Raw genomic sequence first — 17175 nt, 5'->3', positions numbered from 1 at the left:
CATGCTGGTCTAGGGGAAAGATAACTGACTCCATACCCAAACTTCGGTCATTCCAGCTGTAGCCCCCTCCCAAGTCAAGCCCTCCCGCCCGTTTGCACAGGGCGTAACACTGTCTGCTGGTTTTTGCACCATCTGTATCGTTTCAAACCGATGACATTACCGTACAGTAAGTGCACCCCCCCTTTCTCTGGCGCTACCGTCTGGTGGCGCTGCTTTCGGTGTGCTGCCACAAGCAGCCCCGTCGTTCAGGAGGTTTGATGTCTGCTGCGCCTGCGGTGTGGAAGCGTATGTTTGGTGAGGCGGTGTCGCAATTGCCGGTGATGTCCTGGGTACTGGCGGCGACACAGTTGATCAATCGCATGGGTGGCGCGGTGCGCATGTTCATGCCGCTGTATCTGCATCAGGCGCTGCACTTGCCGATGGATCAGGTGGGGTGGTTGCTGGCCTGTAATGGGGTGGGCATGCTGGCGGGGTCCTGGCTGGGTGGCGTGATGACCGACCATTGGCCGGCGCGGCGACTGGCGGTGGGTATGTTGTTCAGCGCGGCGCTGATATTCCTGCTGTATTTGTTCCTCGACTCAATCTGGTGGCTGGCGCCACTGCTCTTGGTGACCGGCTTTACCGATGTGGCGCTGCGGCCGCAAATCCACCGCCTGATCATGGAGGCCTGTCCGCCGGAGACCCGGGCGACGGCGCAGTCGCTCAACCGGGTGTCGATCAATCTGGCGGTGGCGTTGGCCGGGGTGCTGGGCGGGATTGCTGCCAGCATGGATTACCGGATTGTGTTCCTGTTTGATAGCCTCACCTCGGCCCTGGCGGGTGTCTGGTTGTGGTGGGCGTTGCGCCGCTTTGCACCGGAGGCTGCGCCTGCAGCGCAGACCGGTACTGCCAAAGCACCGCAGGAGGGGCAAACCCCGTATCAGGACCCGCCCTTTCTCTGGTTTGTGGGCGGCGCGCTGGTGCTGCAGATGGTGTTTGAGACCATCAACATCCAGTTGGGTAATTATATGGGGGCGCATTATCGGCTGGGGCCATCGGCCTTTGGCTGGCAGATGGCCATCAATGGCTTGCTGATTACCGTGGTACAAATTCCCCTCACCGCCTGGGGCAACCGCCGCTACCCGCCTACGGCGCTGGTACTCAGTGGCGGTGCGCTGATGGCATTGGGTGCGGCATTGGTGCCGCTGGGGCAGAGCTTTGGCTGGGTGTCGTTCACCACCGTGGTGTGGACGGTGGCCGAGATGCTGTGGATGCCAACCCTGGTGCTGCTGGTGATGCAGCGTGCGGAGGGGCGTCGTACCGGGCATTATCTGGGGGTGTACTCCATGGCGTGGAGTATTGCCGGGCTGCTGGCGCCGGTATGGTCCAGCCAGTTGATTCACCATGGCGGGGCGGACAGTGTCTGGTACCTCAGCGGTCTGGCCTGTGTGCTGGTGTTGCCGCTGCTGTTGCGCACCGGGCGTGTCATGCAGGATCAGCATGCTGCGGCCAAACCGGCTGAGGCCGGGGGGCGTGCATGAGTAAAGCGGCCCCTGCGGACTGGCGGCGCTGGCTGGGACCGTCGCTGCGCAGCTTGCCCACGATGGCCTGGGTGCTGGCGGGGGCGCAACTGATTAACCGTATGGGCGGTGCGGTGCGCATCTTCATGCCGCTGTACCTGCACCAGGCTTTGCACTTGCCGATCGAGATGGTGGGCTGGCTGCTGGCCTGCAATGGGCTGGGCATGCTGGCCGGGGCTTACGGCGGCGGCCTGATGAATGACCACTGGCCCGCCCGCCGCCTGGCGTTGATCATGTTGTGCGGCTCGGCAGGCTGCTTCCTGCTCTACCTGTGTGTTGAGCAGCCGATCTTGCTGGCGCTGGTGATGATGGCCAGTGGCTTCATGGATACCGGTTTTCGGCCGCAGATCCACCGGCTGATCATGGAAACCTGCTCGGCAGAAAGCCGGGTGGTGGCGCAGTCGCTCAACCGGGTGTCGATCAATCTGGCAGTCTCGGTGGCGGGTGTCATGGGCGGGCTGGCGGCCAGCCACGACTATCGCATTGTGTTCATCCTCGACAGCCTCACCTCCGCGCTGGCAGCCTTGTGGCTATGGTGGGCGCTGCGGCGGCATGCCGGGCAGGCGCAGGCTGCCGTCACACGGGATACCACGGGTGAGCGCCATCTGCAGAGCCCTTATCGGGATGGGCCTTTGCTCGCTTTCATGTTCGGCAGCCTGATCCTGCGGCTGGTGCTGGAGGCCATCTATTCGCAGCTGGGCAACTATACGGTGTTGCATTACCGGCTGGGGCCGGAGGGGTTTGGCTGGCAGATTGCGCTCAACGGCCTGCTGATCGTCGCCGTACAGATACCGCTGACCAGCTGGTGCAGTCGCAACGCCCAGCCGCCGCTGCTGATGTTGGCCGGCGCGCTGCTGATGGGCCTGGCCAGCGCCATGCTGCCGCTGGGGCAGGGCGTGGTGTGGCTGTCTTTTTCTACGGTGGTGTGGACGGTGGCGGAGATGGTGATCATGCCCACGGTCATTGGCGTGGTGATGCAGCGGGCAGAAGGGCGGCGTACCGGCCATTATCTGGGCATCTATACGGTGGCCTGGAGCGTGGCCAGTCTATTGTCACCCGTCTGCTCCAGTCAGCTGATCCGCTACTTCGGTGCCGAGCGCATGTGGTATGCCAACGCCCTGTGCTGTGTGCTGGCAATGCCGCTGCTGTGGCGAACCAGCCAGCGCATCCAGCGTGAAGAAAGCCCGGGGAGTGCTGCTGCTGAGGCAGGTTGATCAGGCACTGTCATGGTGCAGTGCCCTCTGGCTGTACCGGGACAGTGTGTCGTGTGTCCGCGTATAGTGCTGACTTTGAAGTCAGGCCACTCTGGCCACGCAAGGAATCTTATGCAGGTCAAACCTGCTCGCCAGCACAACACACATTACACACACGGCAATGCCCCGGAGGCACGGTCATGAGCGCGGCACAGGTTCGCCAGGGTATCTGGTATGGCCTCGGAGCCTATTTCTGCTGGGGGCTGTTCCCGCTGTACTGGCGACCGCTGCACGCTTTGCCCGCGACGGAGATTCTGGCGCACCGCATGGTATGGTCACTGCCAGTGCTGATCGTGCTGCTGGCCTGGCAAGGAGACTGGCGTCAGGTACTGGCCGCGCTGCGCCAATGGCGCAGTAGCCGCCTCTTCCTTTGCTCCGCCCTGTTGCTGGGTTGTAACTGGGGCGTGTATATCTGGGCGGTCAACCAGGGCAAGGTGCTGGAAGCCAGCCTGGGTTACTTCATCAACCCGCTGGTCAATGTGCTGCTGGGCAGCGTACTGCTGCATGAGCGGCTGCGGCCCGGGCAATGGCTATCGGTCGCGCTGGCAGCAGCCGGGGTGGCCTGGCTGGGCTGGCAACTGGGCACCTTGCCGTGGGTGGCGCTGGTGCTGGCCTTCAGCTTTGGCTTCTATGGCTTCCTGCGCAAGACTGCCGCGCTGGGCTCGCTGGAAGGCTTGTCGATGGAGGCCATCCTGCTGTTCCTGCCCGCGCTGGGCTATCTGCTCTGGCTGTCGTGGCAGGGGCAAGGCCACTTCGGCCATATCGACAGCGGTAGAACCCTGCTGCTGATGGGTACCGGCATTGTCACGGTCATCCCCTTGCTGATGTTTGGTGCGGGTGCACGACGCTTGCCGCTCAGTACACTGGGCCTGCTGCAATACCTCTCGCCCACGCTGCAATTGCTGATCGGTGCGCTGCTGTATCATGAGCCTTTTGATCAGGTGCGCCTGATCGGCTTTGGCCTGATCTGGCTGGCACTGCTGGTATTCACTGCAGAGGGCTTCTGGCAGCGGCGGAACTAGCCCGGCATGCTCGGGTCATAGCCCCATCTGTTATCGGAGCCGAGCATGCCCCGTTCGCTATCTGTTACTGCATTCCTCGTGCTGAGTCTGGTCTGGTCTTTGCAGGCTCATGCTTGCCCGCCGGGTCAATACCCGTTGGGGGGGGGCAATGCCGGCTGGTCCGGTTGTGCTCCGATCTATGACCCACAAGGCAATGTGCCCGGTACCCCGGAGTGGAATTCGCGGGTCAACGGAGCGGGGCGGCAAGGCAATACCCCGCAAGCCGCACCACCGCCTGGCCCGACCGGCTACTGGCAACGCCGCTACAGCGCCATAGCCTGGGCGCGTGATGCCAAAGGCGCCCCCAGCTACGCCTACGGATTGGACTGGTCCAGTCAGGAAGAGGCTGAACGCGAAGCCATGGCGGCCTGCAATGAGGCCCAGCTCAAGGAATGCCGGATCGGCTTCAGTTTCTACAACGGTTTTGTCGCCATCGCCCGCGCACCCAACGGCGGCCTCAGCGGCGGCTCTGCCGCCGAGGCGCACGAGGTGAAACAGGATGTCCTCAAACGCTGCCAGCAGGAATACCAGCAACCCTGCAAACTGGAATTCCTGCGCGGCATCCCGGCCCGCTGGGTGGTGCCAGGGGTGAACTGAGGGAAGCCGTTAATTTGGGCGGCCTTGTTATTGGCATTTGTTGGTGAGGGTTAAGCTTAGTGTGTCATTTGCTATCCAGAGTTCGATCAGGCCGGGTTTGACATTGCCATTTCCAGGATACAGTTCTTTCACTGCTGGCTGTTTAGTGAGGGCTGTGAAGCTCGTGCTGATCGCCTCAGCTGCACCTTTGTCCTCCTCAAAATAATAGCGGACTATTGTGTTTTTCGGCGTTCCTGTCTTCATTCGTTCCGGGGAATAAATGCTCAGGTTTGGCAAGCATGCTTTAAGCGTGTAATTGAGCGTTCTGACGTCTTGAGCAATGGATTCCGCGGAGAATTGTATAAAAAGCTTAGCAGGAGTAATTTTGACTTGATTCCCTTTTATTAAAGAGGCTGTGGAGGTACCCTCCTCTTCGGGCTTCCCATGTTCCGCAATGCACTGATTTCTTTCTGTTTGGTTATTGGCGTTTGCCAGGCAGTGTTCGAGTGGGTCAAGACGCATGCCCGCTTCTGCAATTTTTATGACGGCTTGGGTAATCTCGCGGATGGATGCCTCGGAGAGTGTTGTGCTGTGGGCAGGGAGGGTGACGGTACCATTTGCATTACCATAGGCTGCCCCTGCATTCTGAGTTGCTGTCAGCATGGCCTGGTAGTATTTTTCCGCCTTATCCAGCGCGGATTGTGCCTCGTGCAATGCATGGCACTTGCCCTTATCGTCACTAGATACGTCATTGCAGGTCTTGTCTTTTATCCATGCCTCAAACGGGTCTCCGGCTGCCTTTTTCTTGTCGTCGAAGGCGCTTTGTTTCTGGTCGCGATCCTGCTTTGCGTCACTCAACAGTTGCGGATTGCTGCCACTCGCCTGAGACTGGGTATTTAGAATCACAACGGGTTGACTGTCTCCCAGGCTGGTCAGTTGCTCAATGGCTAGCACGCTGACCAGCATGCGCTGGTCCCGTGCTGCCTGCAACCTCAGCTCGTCCTCTCTAATGGCACCACTGGCATAGCGCAAGCAGGTATTCAGCATGGACAGGCTTAGCAGATTGACCGTCTGACTACGGCGGATGGTGGCGCCACTCTCGCTGCTGGCCATCTTGATTGCCGCTTTCAGCTTTTGCTCAGGGATCCCCGCATCAAGATCCGCTGCCAGACTGGCACTCAGCACCGAAAACACATCCGGTGCCTGCTCTGCGCAGACCCGAATTGCGCCTCCATATGGTATGGCGAGGATGGCGCGCTGCTTGGCATCTACGAAAATCGCCTTACCGGGTACTGAGTTTGTGCTGTTAGAGTTTGTGTTGTTAGCAGGTATCGTGAACTCATGGTGGATGGCGTTGTGATTGGCTCCACAGCCAGCCAGCAAGAGCACCATGCTCCATGCAAGCAAACGAAGTTTGGCGAGGTGCATGCGGGTCTCCCTGTGATAGGCAAGCGCTTACGGCAAGTCTATGGTGGCAGCGCTGGGCATGACCCGGCGCTCGCACACACTGCACTATTTGCCTTGCCGTAAGTACTGTCCGATAGGGCAGGGGCTCAACTGACCGGAGGTCGGGGTTCTTCCTGGCGGGCCTGGAAGCGGTGCAGGCCAAATGCGACGGTGGCGGCGACCAGCGGGATGGCGCCGCCGGTGACCAGTTCAGGGGTGACATGCAGGCCGAGGGCGTGCAGGGCTTTGGCGGCGTAGCCGATCAGGCTGACGATGTAGTAGGTGAGTACGGCAACGGAGAGCCCTTCCACCGTTTGTTGCAGGCGTAGTTGCAGCGCGGCGCGGCGGTTCATGGAGGCGAGCAGGCCATGGCGCTGAGCTTCACTGCTGACATCAACCCGGGTACGCAGCAGGGCGGTGCTGCGCTGGAGCCGCAAGGAGAGCTGCTCTTGCCGCCGGCTGACCGACTGACAGGTGTCAATGGCGGGAGCGAGACGTCGCTCCACGAATTCACGAAACGGCTGCAGGCCACTCAGGCGGCTTTCGCGCAGCTCGGCAATCCGCCGTTCGATAATGGCGTAGTAGGCACTGGCGGCGCTGAAGCGGTAGCTGCTGGCGGCCAGACTGCCTTCCAGTTCAGCGGCCAGTTCGGTCATCTCGTCAAGCAGTTGCCGGTCGTCACTTTCTGGCTGGCGGATGGCGCGGGTCAGTCGGCTCAGGCGGGCTTCCATGTCGGCCAGCTGCGGTAGCAAGGCCTTGGCTACCGGCAGCCCGAGCAAGGCCAGCATGCGATAGGTTTCGATTTCCAGCAGGCGCTGCAGCATGCGGCCACACTGGCGTTCGCTCATCGCCCCATCGAGCAGCAGCAGGCGGCTGGCGCCGGAGGGCAGGTGGCGGTCCGGGTGCAGCTGCAGGTCGGTCAGGGCCAGACCGCGACCATCGCCCAGCTCGGAGCCGATCAAGTCGTGCCCGGCAAAATATCGGTCCGCTACTCGGGTGAGATCGACGGGCTCTTCCTGTCGTGGTACCACTGCAGCATGGATGGCGACCAGCAATTGACCTGGCAAGGTATCCAGCCAGTCCGCAGGCAAGCGGTCCAGCGGTGATTCGGCGAAAGGATCTTCCGGGCCATCCGGCAGCAGCAGCGAGTAGCGGGTAAATTCGGTATGGCTGTCCCAGCGCAGGGTCAGCCCGGCGTGTTCGCCGACATAGTGCGGGTGACTGCCCGGTTCCGGCAGGCCTAGCTGTCGCGTCAATGCCTGCAAGGCGGCACGGTGTGCGGTGGTATCACCGCCAAACAAGACCAGTGCGCTGAGCCGGCTACCGGTGTGCACCGGTACTGAGGGGCGGGCATGGGCTTCGTCGTTCAGCGATTGGCGCAGCGGGTGCTCTTGCAGCAGCGGGGCAGTCATGCAGGCTCCAGACACAGGCGATGGTTATCATGCTAAGGCAGGCCTGGCTTTGGGTAAAGCCGGGCCTCAGACCATCTGGTCATGTACTTATAGCAGTGCAGGATGACAGCGCAACGACAAGGTCTAGCGCTGAGCGGGGGAGGGCAGCATCGGCGCGAGGTCGCTAGCGGCGGTGGGGCGGGCAAACAGGTATCCCTGGTACTGCGTACAACCTGCGCGGCTGAGGAAGGCGCGCTGGGCTTCGGTCTCCACTCCTTCTGCCGTCACCTGCAGGTGCAGGGCCTGTGCCATGTTGATGATGGCTTGCACGATGCCTTCTGCACCTTCGTCGCCCGGTACATCGTGGATGAAGGAACGGTCGATCTTCAGCTTGTGGATGGGGAAGCGCTTCAGATAGCTGAGGCTGGAGTAGCCGGTGCCAAAGTCATCAATGGCCATCCGCACCTTGAGCGCAGACAGGGCATCCAGCTTGCGCAGCGCCTCGGTGGCATCGCGGATCAGGAAGGTTTCGGTGAGCTCCAGCTCCAGTGCCTCACCCGGCAGTTGATGGCGCTGCAGGGTGTCCGCCACCCGTTCGACGAAGTCAGCTTGCTGAAACTGGTAGGCTGACACGTTGACCGCTGTCGTGAAGCGGTAGCCGTCACGCCGCCACTGGCTGGCCTGAGCGGCTGCGCTGTCCAGTACCCAGTTACCAATCGCAACGATCAGCCCGGTTTCCTCGGCAATCGGGATGAATTGGCCGGGGGGCACTTCACCCAGCTCCGGATCGTGCCAGCGAATCAGTGCTTCCACCCCGAGCAAGGTAGCGCTATTGAGGTCCACCTGCGGTTGGTAGTGCAGATGAAAGCGCTGCTCGCGTAGCCCTTCACGCATGGCATGATCCAGCTTCATGCGGGTCAGCAGACCCAGATTCATCTGCCGCTGGTAGAAGCGGAAGTCGGCGCGGCCCCGCTCCTTGACGTGATACATCGCGCTGTCGGCGTTCTTGATCAGGTCATCCATGCTGCGACCATCATCAGGGTAGAGCGCGATGCCAATGCTGCAGGTGACCGAGAACGTCAGGTCGGCAAAGTGGAAGGGTTGCGACAGCGCATCAATGATGCGGCGCGCCGAGTTTTCCGCGCCCTGTTCATTCACGCCGTTGAGCACCAGGATGAATTCGTCGCCGCCCAGGCGGGCTGCAGTGTCCTGCTGCCGCAGGCAATCCTGCAGCCGCTGCGCGACATCCATCAGCACGGCATCTCCGGCCAGATGACCCAGTGAATCGTTGATGTGCTTGAAGCGGTCCAGGTCCAGAAACAGCACGGCGAACTGGCTCTGGTTGCGCTCGGCGGACTGGATGGCCATCTGGACACGCTCGGCCAGCAGCAGGCGGTTGGGCAGGCCGGTCAGGGTGTCGTTATAGGCGAGGTCTTCAATACGGCGCTTGGCCGCCTTGGCTTCCGTCAGGTCTTTCAGGAAGCCGACATCGTGGCTGCGCATGCCCTGGCTATCCAGCATCCTTACCAGTGACAGCAAGCAGGGTATGGTTCCACCATGGGCCTGCTGCAACTGAATCTCACCTTCCCACAATAGATGCTGTGCCAGCTCCAGTTGCAGGTTATGCAGAAAGCGCTTGCCATCCGGGTGGCTCAGGAAGCGGGAGGGATCAGTCCCCTGCAGGCTAGTGATGCTTTGCCCGGTCAGGGCGGCGAAGCGCGGGTTGGCGGTGACGATCCGCCCTTGCTGATCCGTAATGAAAATGGCATCCAGGCTGGCATCCAGCACCTTGGCCGCTACTTGCAGCTGGGCCTCATCCTGCAGCCGCCGGGTAATGTCACGGAAGGCATAGACCCGGCCAATGGCGCGGCCCCGCGCAAACTGGGGTAGCGATACCCGCTCCAGCACCAGGCCACTGCGCAGGTAGAGGGTGTCGGTGGCTTCCAGCAGCGGAGATTGCTCCAGTTGCTGCAAGCGGCGCTGATAGTCATCGGGGTGTTGCACGGCTTGCAATAACCACTGGAACACAGCAGGATCGTCGCGGCGGGTCTGCAAGGACTCCGGCAGGCCCCATTGCTGGGCAAAACGCTGATTGTAGCCCCGGATGCTGCCATGCCGGTTGACCACCAGAATGCCATCTGCGCACGACTCCAGCGTGGCACGTAACTCGGCGATCAGGGTTTCCAGCTCCTGCTCGGCTTGTAGCTGGGCGCTGTGGTCGATGAAGCTGGCCATGAACATGGATTCGTTGCCGAGCTTGACCAGGCTGACACAGCGCTCCACCGTGATCAGGCCGCCGTCGCCACGGCGCATGACGGTTTCCGAATTGATATGCTGGCTGCGACCTGCAGCAACGTCTTCCCAGAAGTACAGGTCTTCCGGGGTGGACGCCAGCTCGGCGACCGAACGTCCCAGCAGGGCGGTGACCGGCATGCGCAGCATACGCTCGGTGGCGGCATTGGCGGCGACCACTTGCAGGCTGATCGGGTCGACCAGCCAGACCGCCTCCATCAGGCCGTCGATCAGGGGTTGCCAGCGATTGAGCTTCATGGTGGTGTCCCTGAGGCCGCCTCACGACCGCGCTCAAAGAAGTAACACATGCGCTTGCGGGGCGAGAGGTAATCAAACACCGGACGCGGCAACTGCGTGGGCTTCAAGCTGCGCTTGATCGACAAGTCGGGCTCATTTTCCAGGTCCAGCACAATGCAATCCTCGCGCGGCACCTCACGATCATGCACCACAATATGGGGCTTGAGCGGCCGAGCGGCGTTGACCGATACCACCAGTGCATAACGCTCATCTTCCAGCTGTACCACCGAGCCTGGCGGGTAGACACCCATCATGCGGATAAAACTGTTGAGAATGGTGGCGTCGAAGTGATTTCGCTGCTGCGCAAACAGGCTGCGCAGGACTTCATGCGGGGTCAGTGCCTGCGCCGGGTTGGCCGGGTTGCACAGATTGTCATAGCGATTGACCAGCGCCACAATGCGGGCTGCCGGACTGATCTTGTCGCTCTTGGCCCGTTGCGGAAAGCCGCTGCCATCGGCATGCTCATGATGCTGGGCCAGCGTGAGCAAGGTCGGGGCGGACAGGCCCATGCGACGCCCCAGCGCAATGCCCTGGCTGACGTGGGTCTGGTAGAGCTCACGCTCGGCGTGATTGAAATGATCGTCCAGATGACGGACCCGGTCAGGTAATTCAATCTTGCCGATGTCATGCAGCAGTGCGCCCATGCCGAGGTCAGCCATGGCTTGCCGTTCCAGCCCGCAGGCCTTACCCAGCAGCAAGGACAGGATGGTGACGTTCAGGGCATGCAGTGCCCCCTCTTCGCCAGTTTTCTCAGACAGCAGCCGGATGGCTGCTTCCTGATCGCCTGTGAGGTCATCAACAAACCCACCAATCAATTGCTCGGAGAGTTGCCGTGCCTGCTCGGGGGAGGTATTGGCCTGCTTGCTGACCAGTTTGAATTGCCTGCTTGCTTCACCAAACTGCCGCTCACAGGCCGCCAGGCTGGCGCGTTGCTGATCCAGTCGTTCACGGCGGGCACGCTTGGCCTTGATCTCAGGATTCTCGACCGGGCTGGCTTCGGTAGCGACGATGGGTTTGATTGTGTCATGACCGGGCTCCGCCAGCGGCTGAGCGTCGCTGCGGGCTGGGTCATAGCGGATACGTTCCAGTCCCAGATTGCGGATGATCTCGATCTGTTCTTCCGTGCGAATCTTGAAACTGTTGAGCGAAAACGGGTGCGCCATCCAGCCCAGGTCCAGGTGGATGTACAAACCGATGCGCAATCGGGCGATGTCAACGAATTGTGCTTCGCTGTCGGACATGATCAGTGGGCGAACCTCTTGTACGAGCGGAGGGGGTACTTGAAGGTCATAGCAGACATTTATGCTGTTTGCAAAATTTAACTGGCTTGTTGGTCAGAAATGTTAAAGCCAGATGCAAGTGGCTGTCCAATGCTCCTGCAGGCAGGAGCGGATAGACTGGTCGGGTCGTGATGCAAAATGGTACAGTGCGCCCTGTTTATCGACCGAGTGGAGGGGCCATGTACTCAGCCATCAAACATCTTCATCTGTTGGCGGTTGCCTTGTCCGGCAGCCTGTTCCTGCTGCGGGGCGTCTGGATGCTGCAGGAATCCCCCCGGCTGGCTTACCGCTGGGTGCGCATTGTGCCGCATGTGATCGATACCGTATTGCTGTCTGCAGCGATCGCGCTGATGGTGCTGAGCGGCATGTATCCGTTCATGCAGCCCTGGCTGACCGCCAAGTTCTTTGCCCTGCTGGCCTATATCGGCCTGGGCACCTTTGCGCTCAAGCGTGGCAAGACACATGCCCAGCGTCTGGTGTGCTGGGTGCTGGCGGTCTGTGTGTTCTTCTATATGGTGCTGGTAGCGTTGAGCAAGTCACCCGTACCGGATTTCTCGCGTTTGATGGCTTAGACCCGGGTGTGATGGATGTCGACTGAATTATCGCCTTATCAACTGCTGGGCGGCGAAGCCGTGCTGCGCCAGCTGGTGGACCGCTTTTACGCCATCATGGATACCGATCCGGTAGCGAAAGCCGTGCGTGACATGCACCCGGCAGACCTGACCCATTCTGCCGATAAGCTGTTCATGTTCCTGTCGGGCTGGCTGGGCGGACCGAATCTGTACATTGAGCGTTTTGGCCATCCCATGCTGCGTGCCCGGCACCTGCCGTTTGCCATTGACAGCAGCGGGCGTGATCAGTGGATGTACTGCATGCTCAAAGCCATGAACGAGGTGGCCATGGAAGACGCCTTGCGCAGTCATTTGGAGGAAGCACTGTTTCGCACGGCAGATTTCATGCGCAATCAGGATGTCTGAACGCTGGGAAAATGTCACCCGCTGGACCATACTCATGGCAGGAGGATGGGTATGCTGAAACGGGCATTCTTGCTGCTGGCGATCAGCCCGATGGCATGGGCGGCGGAGCCTTTGACCATCACCTACATCGAAAAACCACCTTATTACTATACGGATGAGCGTGGTCTGCCTGCGGGCTTCCTGTTGCAACGGGTGCGGCAAGCGTTGTCCAAGGGCGGGTTGTCTGCAGTTTATGTGGCTCGCCCGGCGCGGCGGGCACTTGAAGAGATACGAGTGAACGCTTTTCCCGTGTGCTCCATCGGCTGGTTCATGAATGATGAGCGACGAGGCTTTGCCCGCTTTAGCCGGCCTCTGCATCGGGACCAGCCCATTGTATTTGCCAGCCTGCCAGAGCATGTGGCGCACTGGAGCGGCATTGCGCGGGTCAGCGAGTTGCTGACCCGCCCGGCGCCACCACGGGTCGGAGTGGTGGACGGTTTTGTCTATGGTGCGCCGCTGGATGCACTACTGCAGGGGATGGGGGCGGACGTGGATCGCTCCAGTGATGTGCTGCAGGCTTTGCGTAAGCTGCAATTCCAACGGGTAGAGCTGGTTCCGCTTAACCCGGAAGAGCTGGACTATTATCAACACGTGTTGCGTGTCAGCCCGCAGGCCAATGCGCCCAAAGTGGCATTGGCCCGGCTGACCTTTACGGATATGCCACCAGGCAATCTGCGCTATCTGATGTGCAGCAAGCAGGTGCCTGATGCGGTCATGACTCAGCTAGATAGTGCCTTGCCGCCGCTCAGTGCGCAGTAAGAGCAATACAGTATCAGGCCAAAAACAGGAAAATGCTGGGCCGCTTGTTCAGCTCCGGGCGGGGCTGCGACCGCCAGTCAGCCACCCTGCGGGTGAGGATGTGCTCACTCGGTAGCGTCAGGTCGGTGGCCACGCACAGGCGGGTGTCCGGCTGCAAGGTTTGCAGCAGGCTCTCCAGCATCGCCGCATTGCGGTATGGGGTCTCGATGAACAGGATGGTTTCCTGCTGACGGCGTGAGTGCTGCTCCAGTTGTTGCAGGCGTTGCTGACGCTCGGCAGGCTGGGCAGGCAAATAGCCCTGAAACGAGAAGCGCTGGCCATTCAGGCCGCTGGCCATCAAGGCCAGCAACAGCGAAGACGGGCCCACCAGAGGTCGTACCGGGATCTGCCGCTGATGGGCCAGTGCCACCAGTTGCGCACCGGGGTCCGCCACCGCCGGGCAACCGGCCTCCGACAGCAGGCCCACATCCTGGCCCGCCAGCAGCGGGGCCAGCAAGGGCTCCACGTCCTTGGCAGCAGTATGCTCATTCAGCGTCTGCATGCTGAGTTGCTGCAGGGGCAGGGCGGTGCCCATCAGCTTGAGGCAGGCGCGAGCGGTTTTCGGATGCTCCACCACAAAGTGCTGCAGCTGGCGGGTGATGGCCAGCGCACTGGCGGGCAATACCGCTTCCGGTGGTGCGCCTTCGCCCAGCGGGGTCGGGATCAGATACAGGGTGCCGTAGCTCATATCACCCCCAGCGGTGGCAGCCCGGCGCGTTGTAGCAGGGTGGTCAGCGCCATCAAGGGGAGACCGACCAGTGCGGAAGGGTCGTCACCCCGCATCCATTCAATCAGGGCGACACCCAGTCCTTCGGTCTTGGCGCTGCCGGCGCAGTCATACGGTTGCTCGGTGCGCAGATAGCGCTCGATCAGTTCATCTGAGTAGGTGCGCAGCTGTACTTCATACGGTACATCCACCACCTCGGCCACACCGCTGCGGCTGTCGAGCAAGGCCAGCGCGGTGTGAAACACCACCCGGCGGCCCCGCATCTTCTGCAGCTGGGCCACGGCAGCCGCGTGGTGGCCGGGCTTGCCCAGTTGCTCGCCGTCCAGCAAGGCAACCTGGTCGGACCCGATGATCAGGCTGCCGGGAAAGCGTGGTGCCACGGCGCGGGCTTTGGCTTCTGCCAGGCGCAGTGCCGTCTGCTCGGCGCGCTCGCCGGGCAGCGGGGTTTCATCGACATCCGGGCGGGCAACGTCAAACGGCAACTGCAGCCGTGCCAGCAGCTCGCGGCGGTAGGTGGAGGTAGAGGCCAGAACCAGCGTGGGAGACATGGGGCGGGGCGTGAAAGGCTTTGACAATCAAGGGCGCTGATTATATCATGCCGCGTTTATGTCAGAACAGTTCGTCATCCATAACCTCGCCTTTGCCGAGGGCAAGCAACGTCTGGAAGGCCGCGTGCCGCTCCAGCAGCTGCCACGGCTGGCCGCCAGTTTGTCACGTACCGACGGCGAAGTCAGGTTTGTGGTGCAGGGTGGTGTCAACGCCTTGCGCTTGCCGGTGCTGGACATCTCGGTGGAAACCGACGTGTGCCAGGTATGCCAGCGCTGTCTGCAACCGTTCACCCATGCGGTGTCGAGCCAAAACCGTCTGGTGGTGGTGAAGACGCAGGAGCAGGTGGAAGAGTACGACAGTGATGACGAAGATGCTGTGCTGGTCGAGGCAGCTTTTGACGTATTGACCTGGGTGGAAGATGAGGTGCTGCTTAACCTCTCGTTTGCCCCCAGGCACGAACAGTGTGTCGACATTGCTGCGGCAGCGGGTGCGGTCGCAGAAAAAGAAAAGCCGAATCCGTTTGCGGTGCTGGCGAAATTGAAAACCCGGCACTGAGCCGGTCGCTGGCGCCGGTTGCGGGCGGTAACTGCAATCGCAGCCGATTTAGTCTAAGGAGTCATCATGGCCGTTCAACAGAACAAAAAATCCCCGTCCAAGCGTGGCATGCACCGCGCCCACGACTTTCTGACCACCCCGCCGCTGGCTGTTGAGCCGGTGTCCGGTGAAGTGCACCTGCGTCACCACGTCAGCCCGAACGGCTACTACCGTGGCCGCAAGGTCCTGAAGACCAAGGGCGAGTAAGCCTGCTGGTCCTGCCGCCTTGCGCGGCCCGCTGTGGCGGCGGTGTCATGTCCGGACCGGTAACGGTCCCCAGGGCACGACCCGCCCGCAGTTCCCTCCCTCTCATTTCTCGCCTGCCTCTGCTCGATGAATATCACCATTGCCGTTGACGCCATGGGTGGCGATCACGGTTGTCGGGTTACGATCGCCGCAGTTCTGCGCTTTCTGCAGCAACATCCTGCTATCCACGTGATTCTGGTAGGCATGCCGGACGCCATGTCGGCTGAATTGCGCCGTCACAAGGATGTGCCGACCGACCGCCTGTCACTCGAACCCGCCACCGAAGTGGTGGGCATGGACGAATCGCCACAGTCTGCGCTGAAGAACAAGAAACAGTCCTCGATGCGCATCGCCATCAATATGGTGAAGGAAGGGCGCGCCCAGGCCTGTGTTTCTGCCGGTAATACCGGCGCGCTGATGGCCACCAGCCGCTTTGTGCTGAAGATGCTGCCGGGGGTGGATCGACCGGCCATCGCCAAGCTGATGCCCAATATGCAGGGCAACAGTGTGGTGCTGGATCTGGGTGCCAATATTGATTCCGAGCCCCTGCACCTACTGCAGTTCGGCGTGATGGGGGCCATGCTGGCCTCCGCCTTGCTGAACAAGCCCGAGCCGACGGTAGGCCTGCTCAATGTGGGCACCGAGGACATCAAGGGCACGGCCACCATCAAGGAAGCGGCTGCGCTGCTGCGTGACAGTGGCCTGAATTTCCATGGTTACGTGGAAGGTGATGACATCTTCAAAGGCACCACCGATGTGGTGGTCACCGATGGCTTTGCCGGCAATATCTCGCTGAAGACTTCGGAAGGCGTGGCCAAAATGATTGCCGCGGCCTTGAAAGAGTCGTTCAACCGTAACTGGCTGACCAAGCTGCTGGGCCTCTTGGCTCTGCCTGCGCTGTCTTCCTTCCGCCGCCGTATGGACCCGCGTCGTTACAACGGCGCCAGCCTGATCGGTCTGCGCGGCACGGTAGTGAAAAGCCACGGTGGCGCAGACGCTTTGGCGTTCCGCTATGCGCTGGAGCAGGCGTTGCTGGAAGTGGAACATAACGTCATCGCCCACATTTCTGGCAAAATGGCAGAATTTCAACCGACTGCCAGCGGTGACGCGGCAGCCCGTGAGGCCTCCTGATGTACGCCAAGATTACCGGTACCGGCAGCTATCTGCCGGCCAAAGTGCTGTACAACGCAGATCTGGAAAAGATGGTGGATACCAGCGATGAGTGGATTGTCACTCGCTCCGGTATCCGTCAGCGTCACATTGCCGCCGAAGGTGAGCTGACCAGTGATCTGGCCTTTGAAGCCTGCCTGCGTGCGCTGGAATCGGCGGGTGTCGCAGCGGAAGAGATTGATCTGATCGTGGTGGCCACCACCACACCAGACCAGATTTTCCCCAGTGTGGCCACTATCTTGCAAAACCGGCTGGGTGCTTTTGGCGGGGTCGCTTTTGACATTCAGGCGGTCTGTGCCGGTTTTGTCTATGCGGTTGCAACTGCCGAGAAGTTCATCCGTAGTGGCAGCTCGAAAAAAGCTTTGGTGGTCGGAGCCGATACCTTCTCCCGCATCATCGACTGGACGGACCGCACCACCTGCGTGCTGTTCGGCGATGGTGCTGGTGCCGTGGTGCTGGAAGCCAGCGAGACGCCGGGCATCCTCAGCTCGCAGCTGAAGGCCGATGGACGCCACAAGCACCTGCTGGAAGTGCCGGGTCAGGCCAGCAGTGGTCAGATCAACGGCCACCCTTTTGTCCGCATGGACGGGCAGGGCGTGTTCAAGTTTGCGGTGAAGTCGCTGGGTGAGATGGCCGACCAGGTGCTGCGCGAGCAGGACCTGACGGCAGCCGATCTCAAGTGGCTGATCCCGCACCAGGCCAATATCCGTATTTTGGAAGCCACCGCCAAAAAGCTGGGCCTGCCGATGTCGCAGGTGGTGACCACAGTCGATCGCCATGGCAATACCTCGGCAGCCTCCATTCCGCTGGCGATGGACGAAGCCGCGCGTGATGGTCGCCTGCAAGCCGGTGATCTGGTGATGCTGGAAGGCATCGGCGGCGGCTTTGCCTGGGGCGCGGTTCTGCTGCGCTGGTAAAGC

17 protein-coding genes are annotated in these 17175 nt (G+C 61.2%); 11 read left to right on the top strand and 6 right to left on the bottom strand.

The features are described from left to right. The first annotated feature begins 257 nt into the window (after positions 1–257). From HF682_RS04770 to HF682_RS04755, 4 genes are all read left to right on the top strand, one after another. Positions 258–1520: an MFS transporter gene (locus HF682_RS04770; protein WP_168876077.1), complete on the top strand. Its 1263-nt coding sequence runs from the start codon at positions 258–260 to the stop codon at positions 1518–1520. Then, positions 1517–2773 carry an MFS transporter gene (locus tag HF682_RS04765; protein WP_168876076.1) on the top strand — a complete coding sequence of 419 codons (1257 nt, stop codon included), beginning with the start codon at positions 1517–1519 and terminating at the stop codon, positions 2771–2773. The genes HF682_RS04770 and HF682_RS04765 overlap by 4 nt, the downstream gene beginning before the upstream one ends. Before the next feature lie 179 nt (positions 2774–2952). Next, entirely contained in the window at positions 2953–3834 is an 882-nt protein-coding gene (rarD, locus tag HF682_RS04760; protein WP_168876075.1) for an EamA family transporter RarD, read from the top strand. Positions 3835–3879: 45 nt separating this feature from the next. Next, entirely contained in the window at positions 3880–4470 is a 591-nt protein-coding gene (locus HF682_RS04755; RefSeq protein ID WP_168876074.1) for a DUF4189 domain-containing protein, read from the top strand. Between the two features lie 27 nt (positions 4471–4497). Here the strand turns inward: HF682_RS04755 and HF682_RS04750 are convergent, their stop codons facing one another. From HF682_RS04750 to HF682_RS04735, 4 genes are all read right to left on the bottom strand, one after another. Further along, positions 4498–5877 (bottom strand): hypothetical protein, encoded by a 1380-nt coding sequence (locus tag HF682_RS04750; RefSeq protein WP_168876073.1) that lies wholly within the window; start codon positions 5875–5877, stop codon positions 4498–4500. Positions 5878–6002: 125 nt separating this feature from the next. Beyond that, positions 6003–7307: a DUF3422 family protein gene (locus HF682_RS04745; protein ID WP_168876072.1), complete on the bottom strand. Its 1305-nt coding sequence runs from the start codon at positions 7305–7307 to the stop codon at positions 6003–6005. Between the two features lie 123 nt (positions 7308–7430). Continuing rightward, entirely contained in the window at positions 7431–9836 is a 2406-nt protein-coding gene (locus tag HF682_RS04740) for a sensor domain-containing protein (RefSeq protein WP_168876071.1), read from the bottom strand. Then, positions 9833–11116 (bottom strand): HD-GYP domain-containing protein, encoded by a 1284-nt coding sequence (locus HF682_RS04735; RefSeq protein WP_168876070.1) that lies wholly within the window; start codon positions 11114–11116, stop codon positions 9833–9835. The genes HF682_RS04740 and HF682_RS04735 overlap by 4 nt, the downstream gene beginning before the upstream one ends. Before the next feature lie 218 nt (positions 11117–11334). Between HF682_RS04735 and HF682_RS04730 the strand changes: the two genes are divergently transcribed. Genes HF682_RS04730 through HF682_RS04720 form a run of 3 tightly spaced genes read left to right on the top strand, consistent with a single transcriptional unit; the run spans position 11335 to position 12930 of the window. Further along, positions 11335–11727, top strand: a complete 393-nt coding sequence (locus HF682_RS04730; RefSeq protein ID WP_168876069.1) for a SirB2 family protein — start codon at positions 11335–11337, stop codon at positions 11725–11727. A 15-nt stretch (positions 11728–11742) separates the two neighbouring features. Beyond that, entirely contained in the window at positions 11743–12132 is a 390-nt protein-coding gene (locus tag HF682_RS04725) for a group II truncated hemoglobin (protein WP_168876068.1), read from the top strand. A gap of 51 nt (positions 12133–12183) precedes the next feature. Beyond that, on the top strand, positions 12184–12930 hold the full coding sequence (locus HF682_RS04720; protein ID WP_168876067.1) for a transporter substrate-binding domain-containing protein: 747 nt from the start codon (positions 12184–12186) through the stop codon (positions 12928–12930). Positions 12931–12943: 13 nt separating this feature from the next. Here the strand turns inward: HF682_RS04720 and HF682_RS04715 are convergent, their stop codons facing one another. Then, entirely contained in the window at positions 12944–13657 is a 714-nt protein-coding gene (locus HF682_RS04715) for an SAM-dependent methyltransferase (protein WP_168876066.1), read from the bottom strand. Beyond that, positions 13654–14244: a Maf family nucleotide pyrophosphatase gene (locus HF682_RS04710; RefSeq protein WP_168876065.1), complete on the bottom strand. Its 591-nt coding sequence runs from the start codon at positions 14242–14244 to the stop codon at positions 13654–13656. Before HF682_RS04710 ends, HF682_RS04715 begins: the two co-directional genes overlap by 4 nt. Before the next feature lie 58 nt (positions 14245–14302). On the opposite strand from HF682_RS04710, the gene HF682_RS04705 reads away from it, so the two are divergent. From HF682_RS04705 to HF682_RS04690, 4 genes are all read left to right on the top strand, one after another. Beyond that, positions 14303–14800, top strand: coding sequence for a YceD family protein (locus tag HF682_RS04705; protein WP_168876064.1), 498 nt, complete (start codon positions 14303–14305; stop codon positions 14798–14800). Between the two features lie 66 nt (positions 14801–14866). Then, positions 14867–15046: a 50S ribosomal protein L32 gene (rpmF, locus tag HF682_RS04700; protein ID WP_168876063.1), complete on the top strand. Its 180-nt coding sequence runs from the start codon at positions 14867–14869 to the stop codon at positions 15044–15046. A 126-nt stretch (positions 15047–15172) separates the two neighbouring features. Beyond that, positions 15173–16216: a phosphate acyltransferase PlsX gene (gene plsX, locus HF682_RS04695; RefSeq protein ID WP_168876062.1), complete on the top strand. Its 1044-nt coding sequence runs from the start codon at positions 15173–15175 to the stop codon at positions 16214–16216. Continuing rightward, a complete protein-coding gene (locus tag HF682_RS04690) occupies positions 16213–17172 on the top strand; it encodes a beta-ketoacyl-ACP synthase III (protein WP_277346171.1) in 960 nt (319 codons plus the stop codon). The genes plsX and HF682_RS04690 overlap by 4 nt, the downstream gene beginning before the upstream one ends. The last annotated feature ends 3 nt before the right edge of the window (positions 17173–17175 follow it).

Source organism: Leeia aquatica, from assembly GCF_012641365.1.
Taxonomy (GTDB): Bacteria; Pseudomonadota; Gammaproteobacteria; order Burkholderiales; family Leeiaceae; genus Leeia; species Leeia aquatica.
The sequence above is the reverse complement of the archived record's forward strand: the minus strand, read 5'-3'. Positions and strand labels throughout refer to the sequence as shown.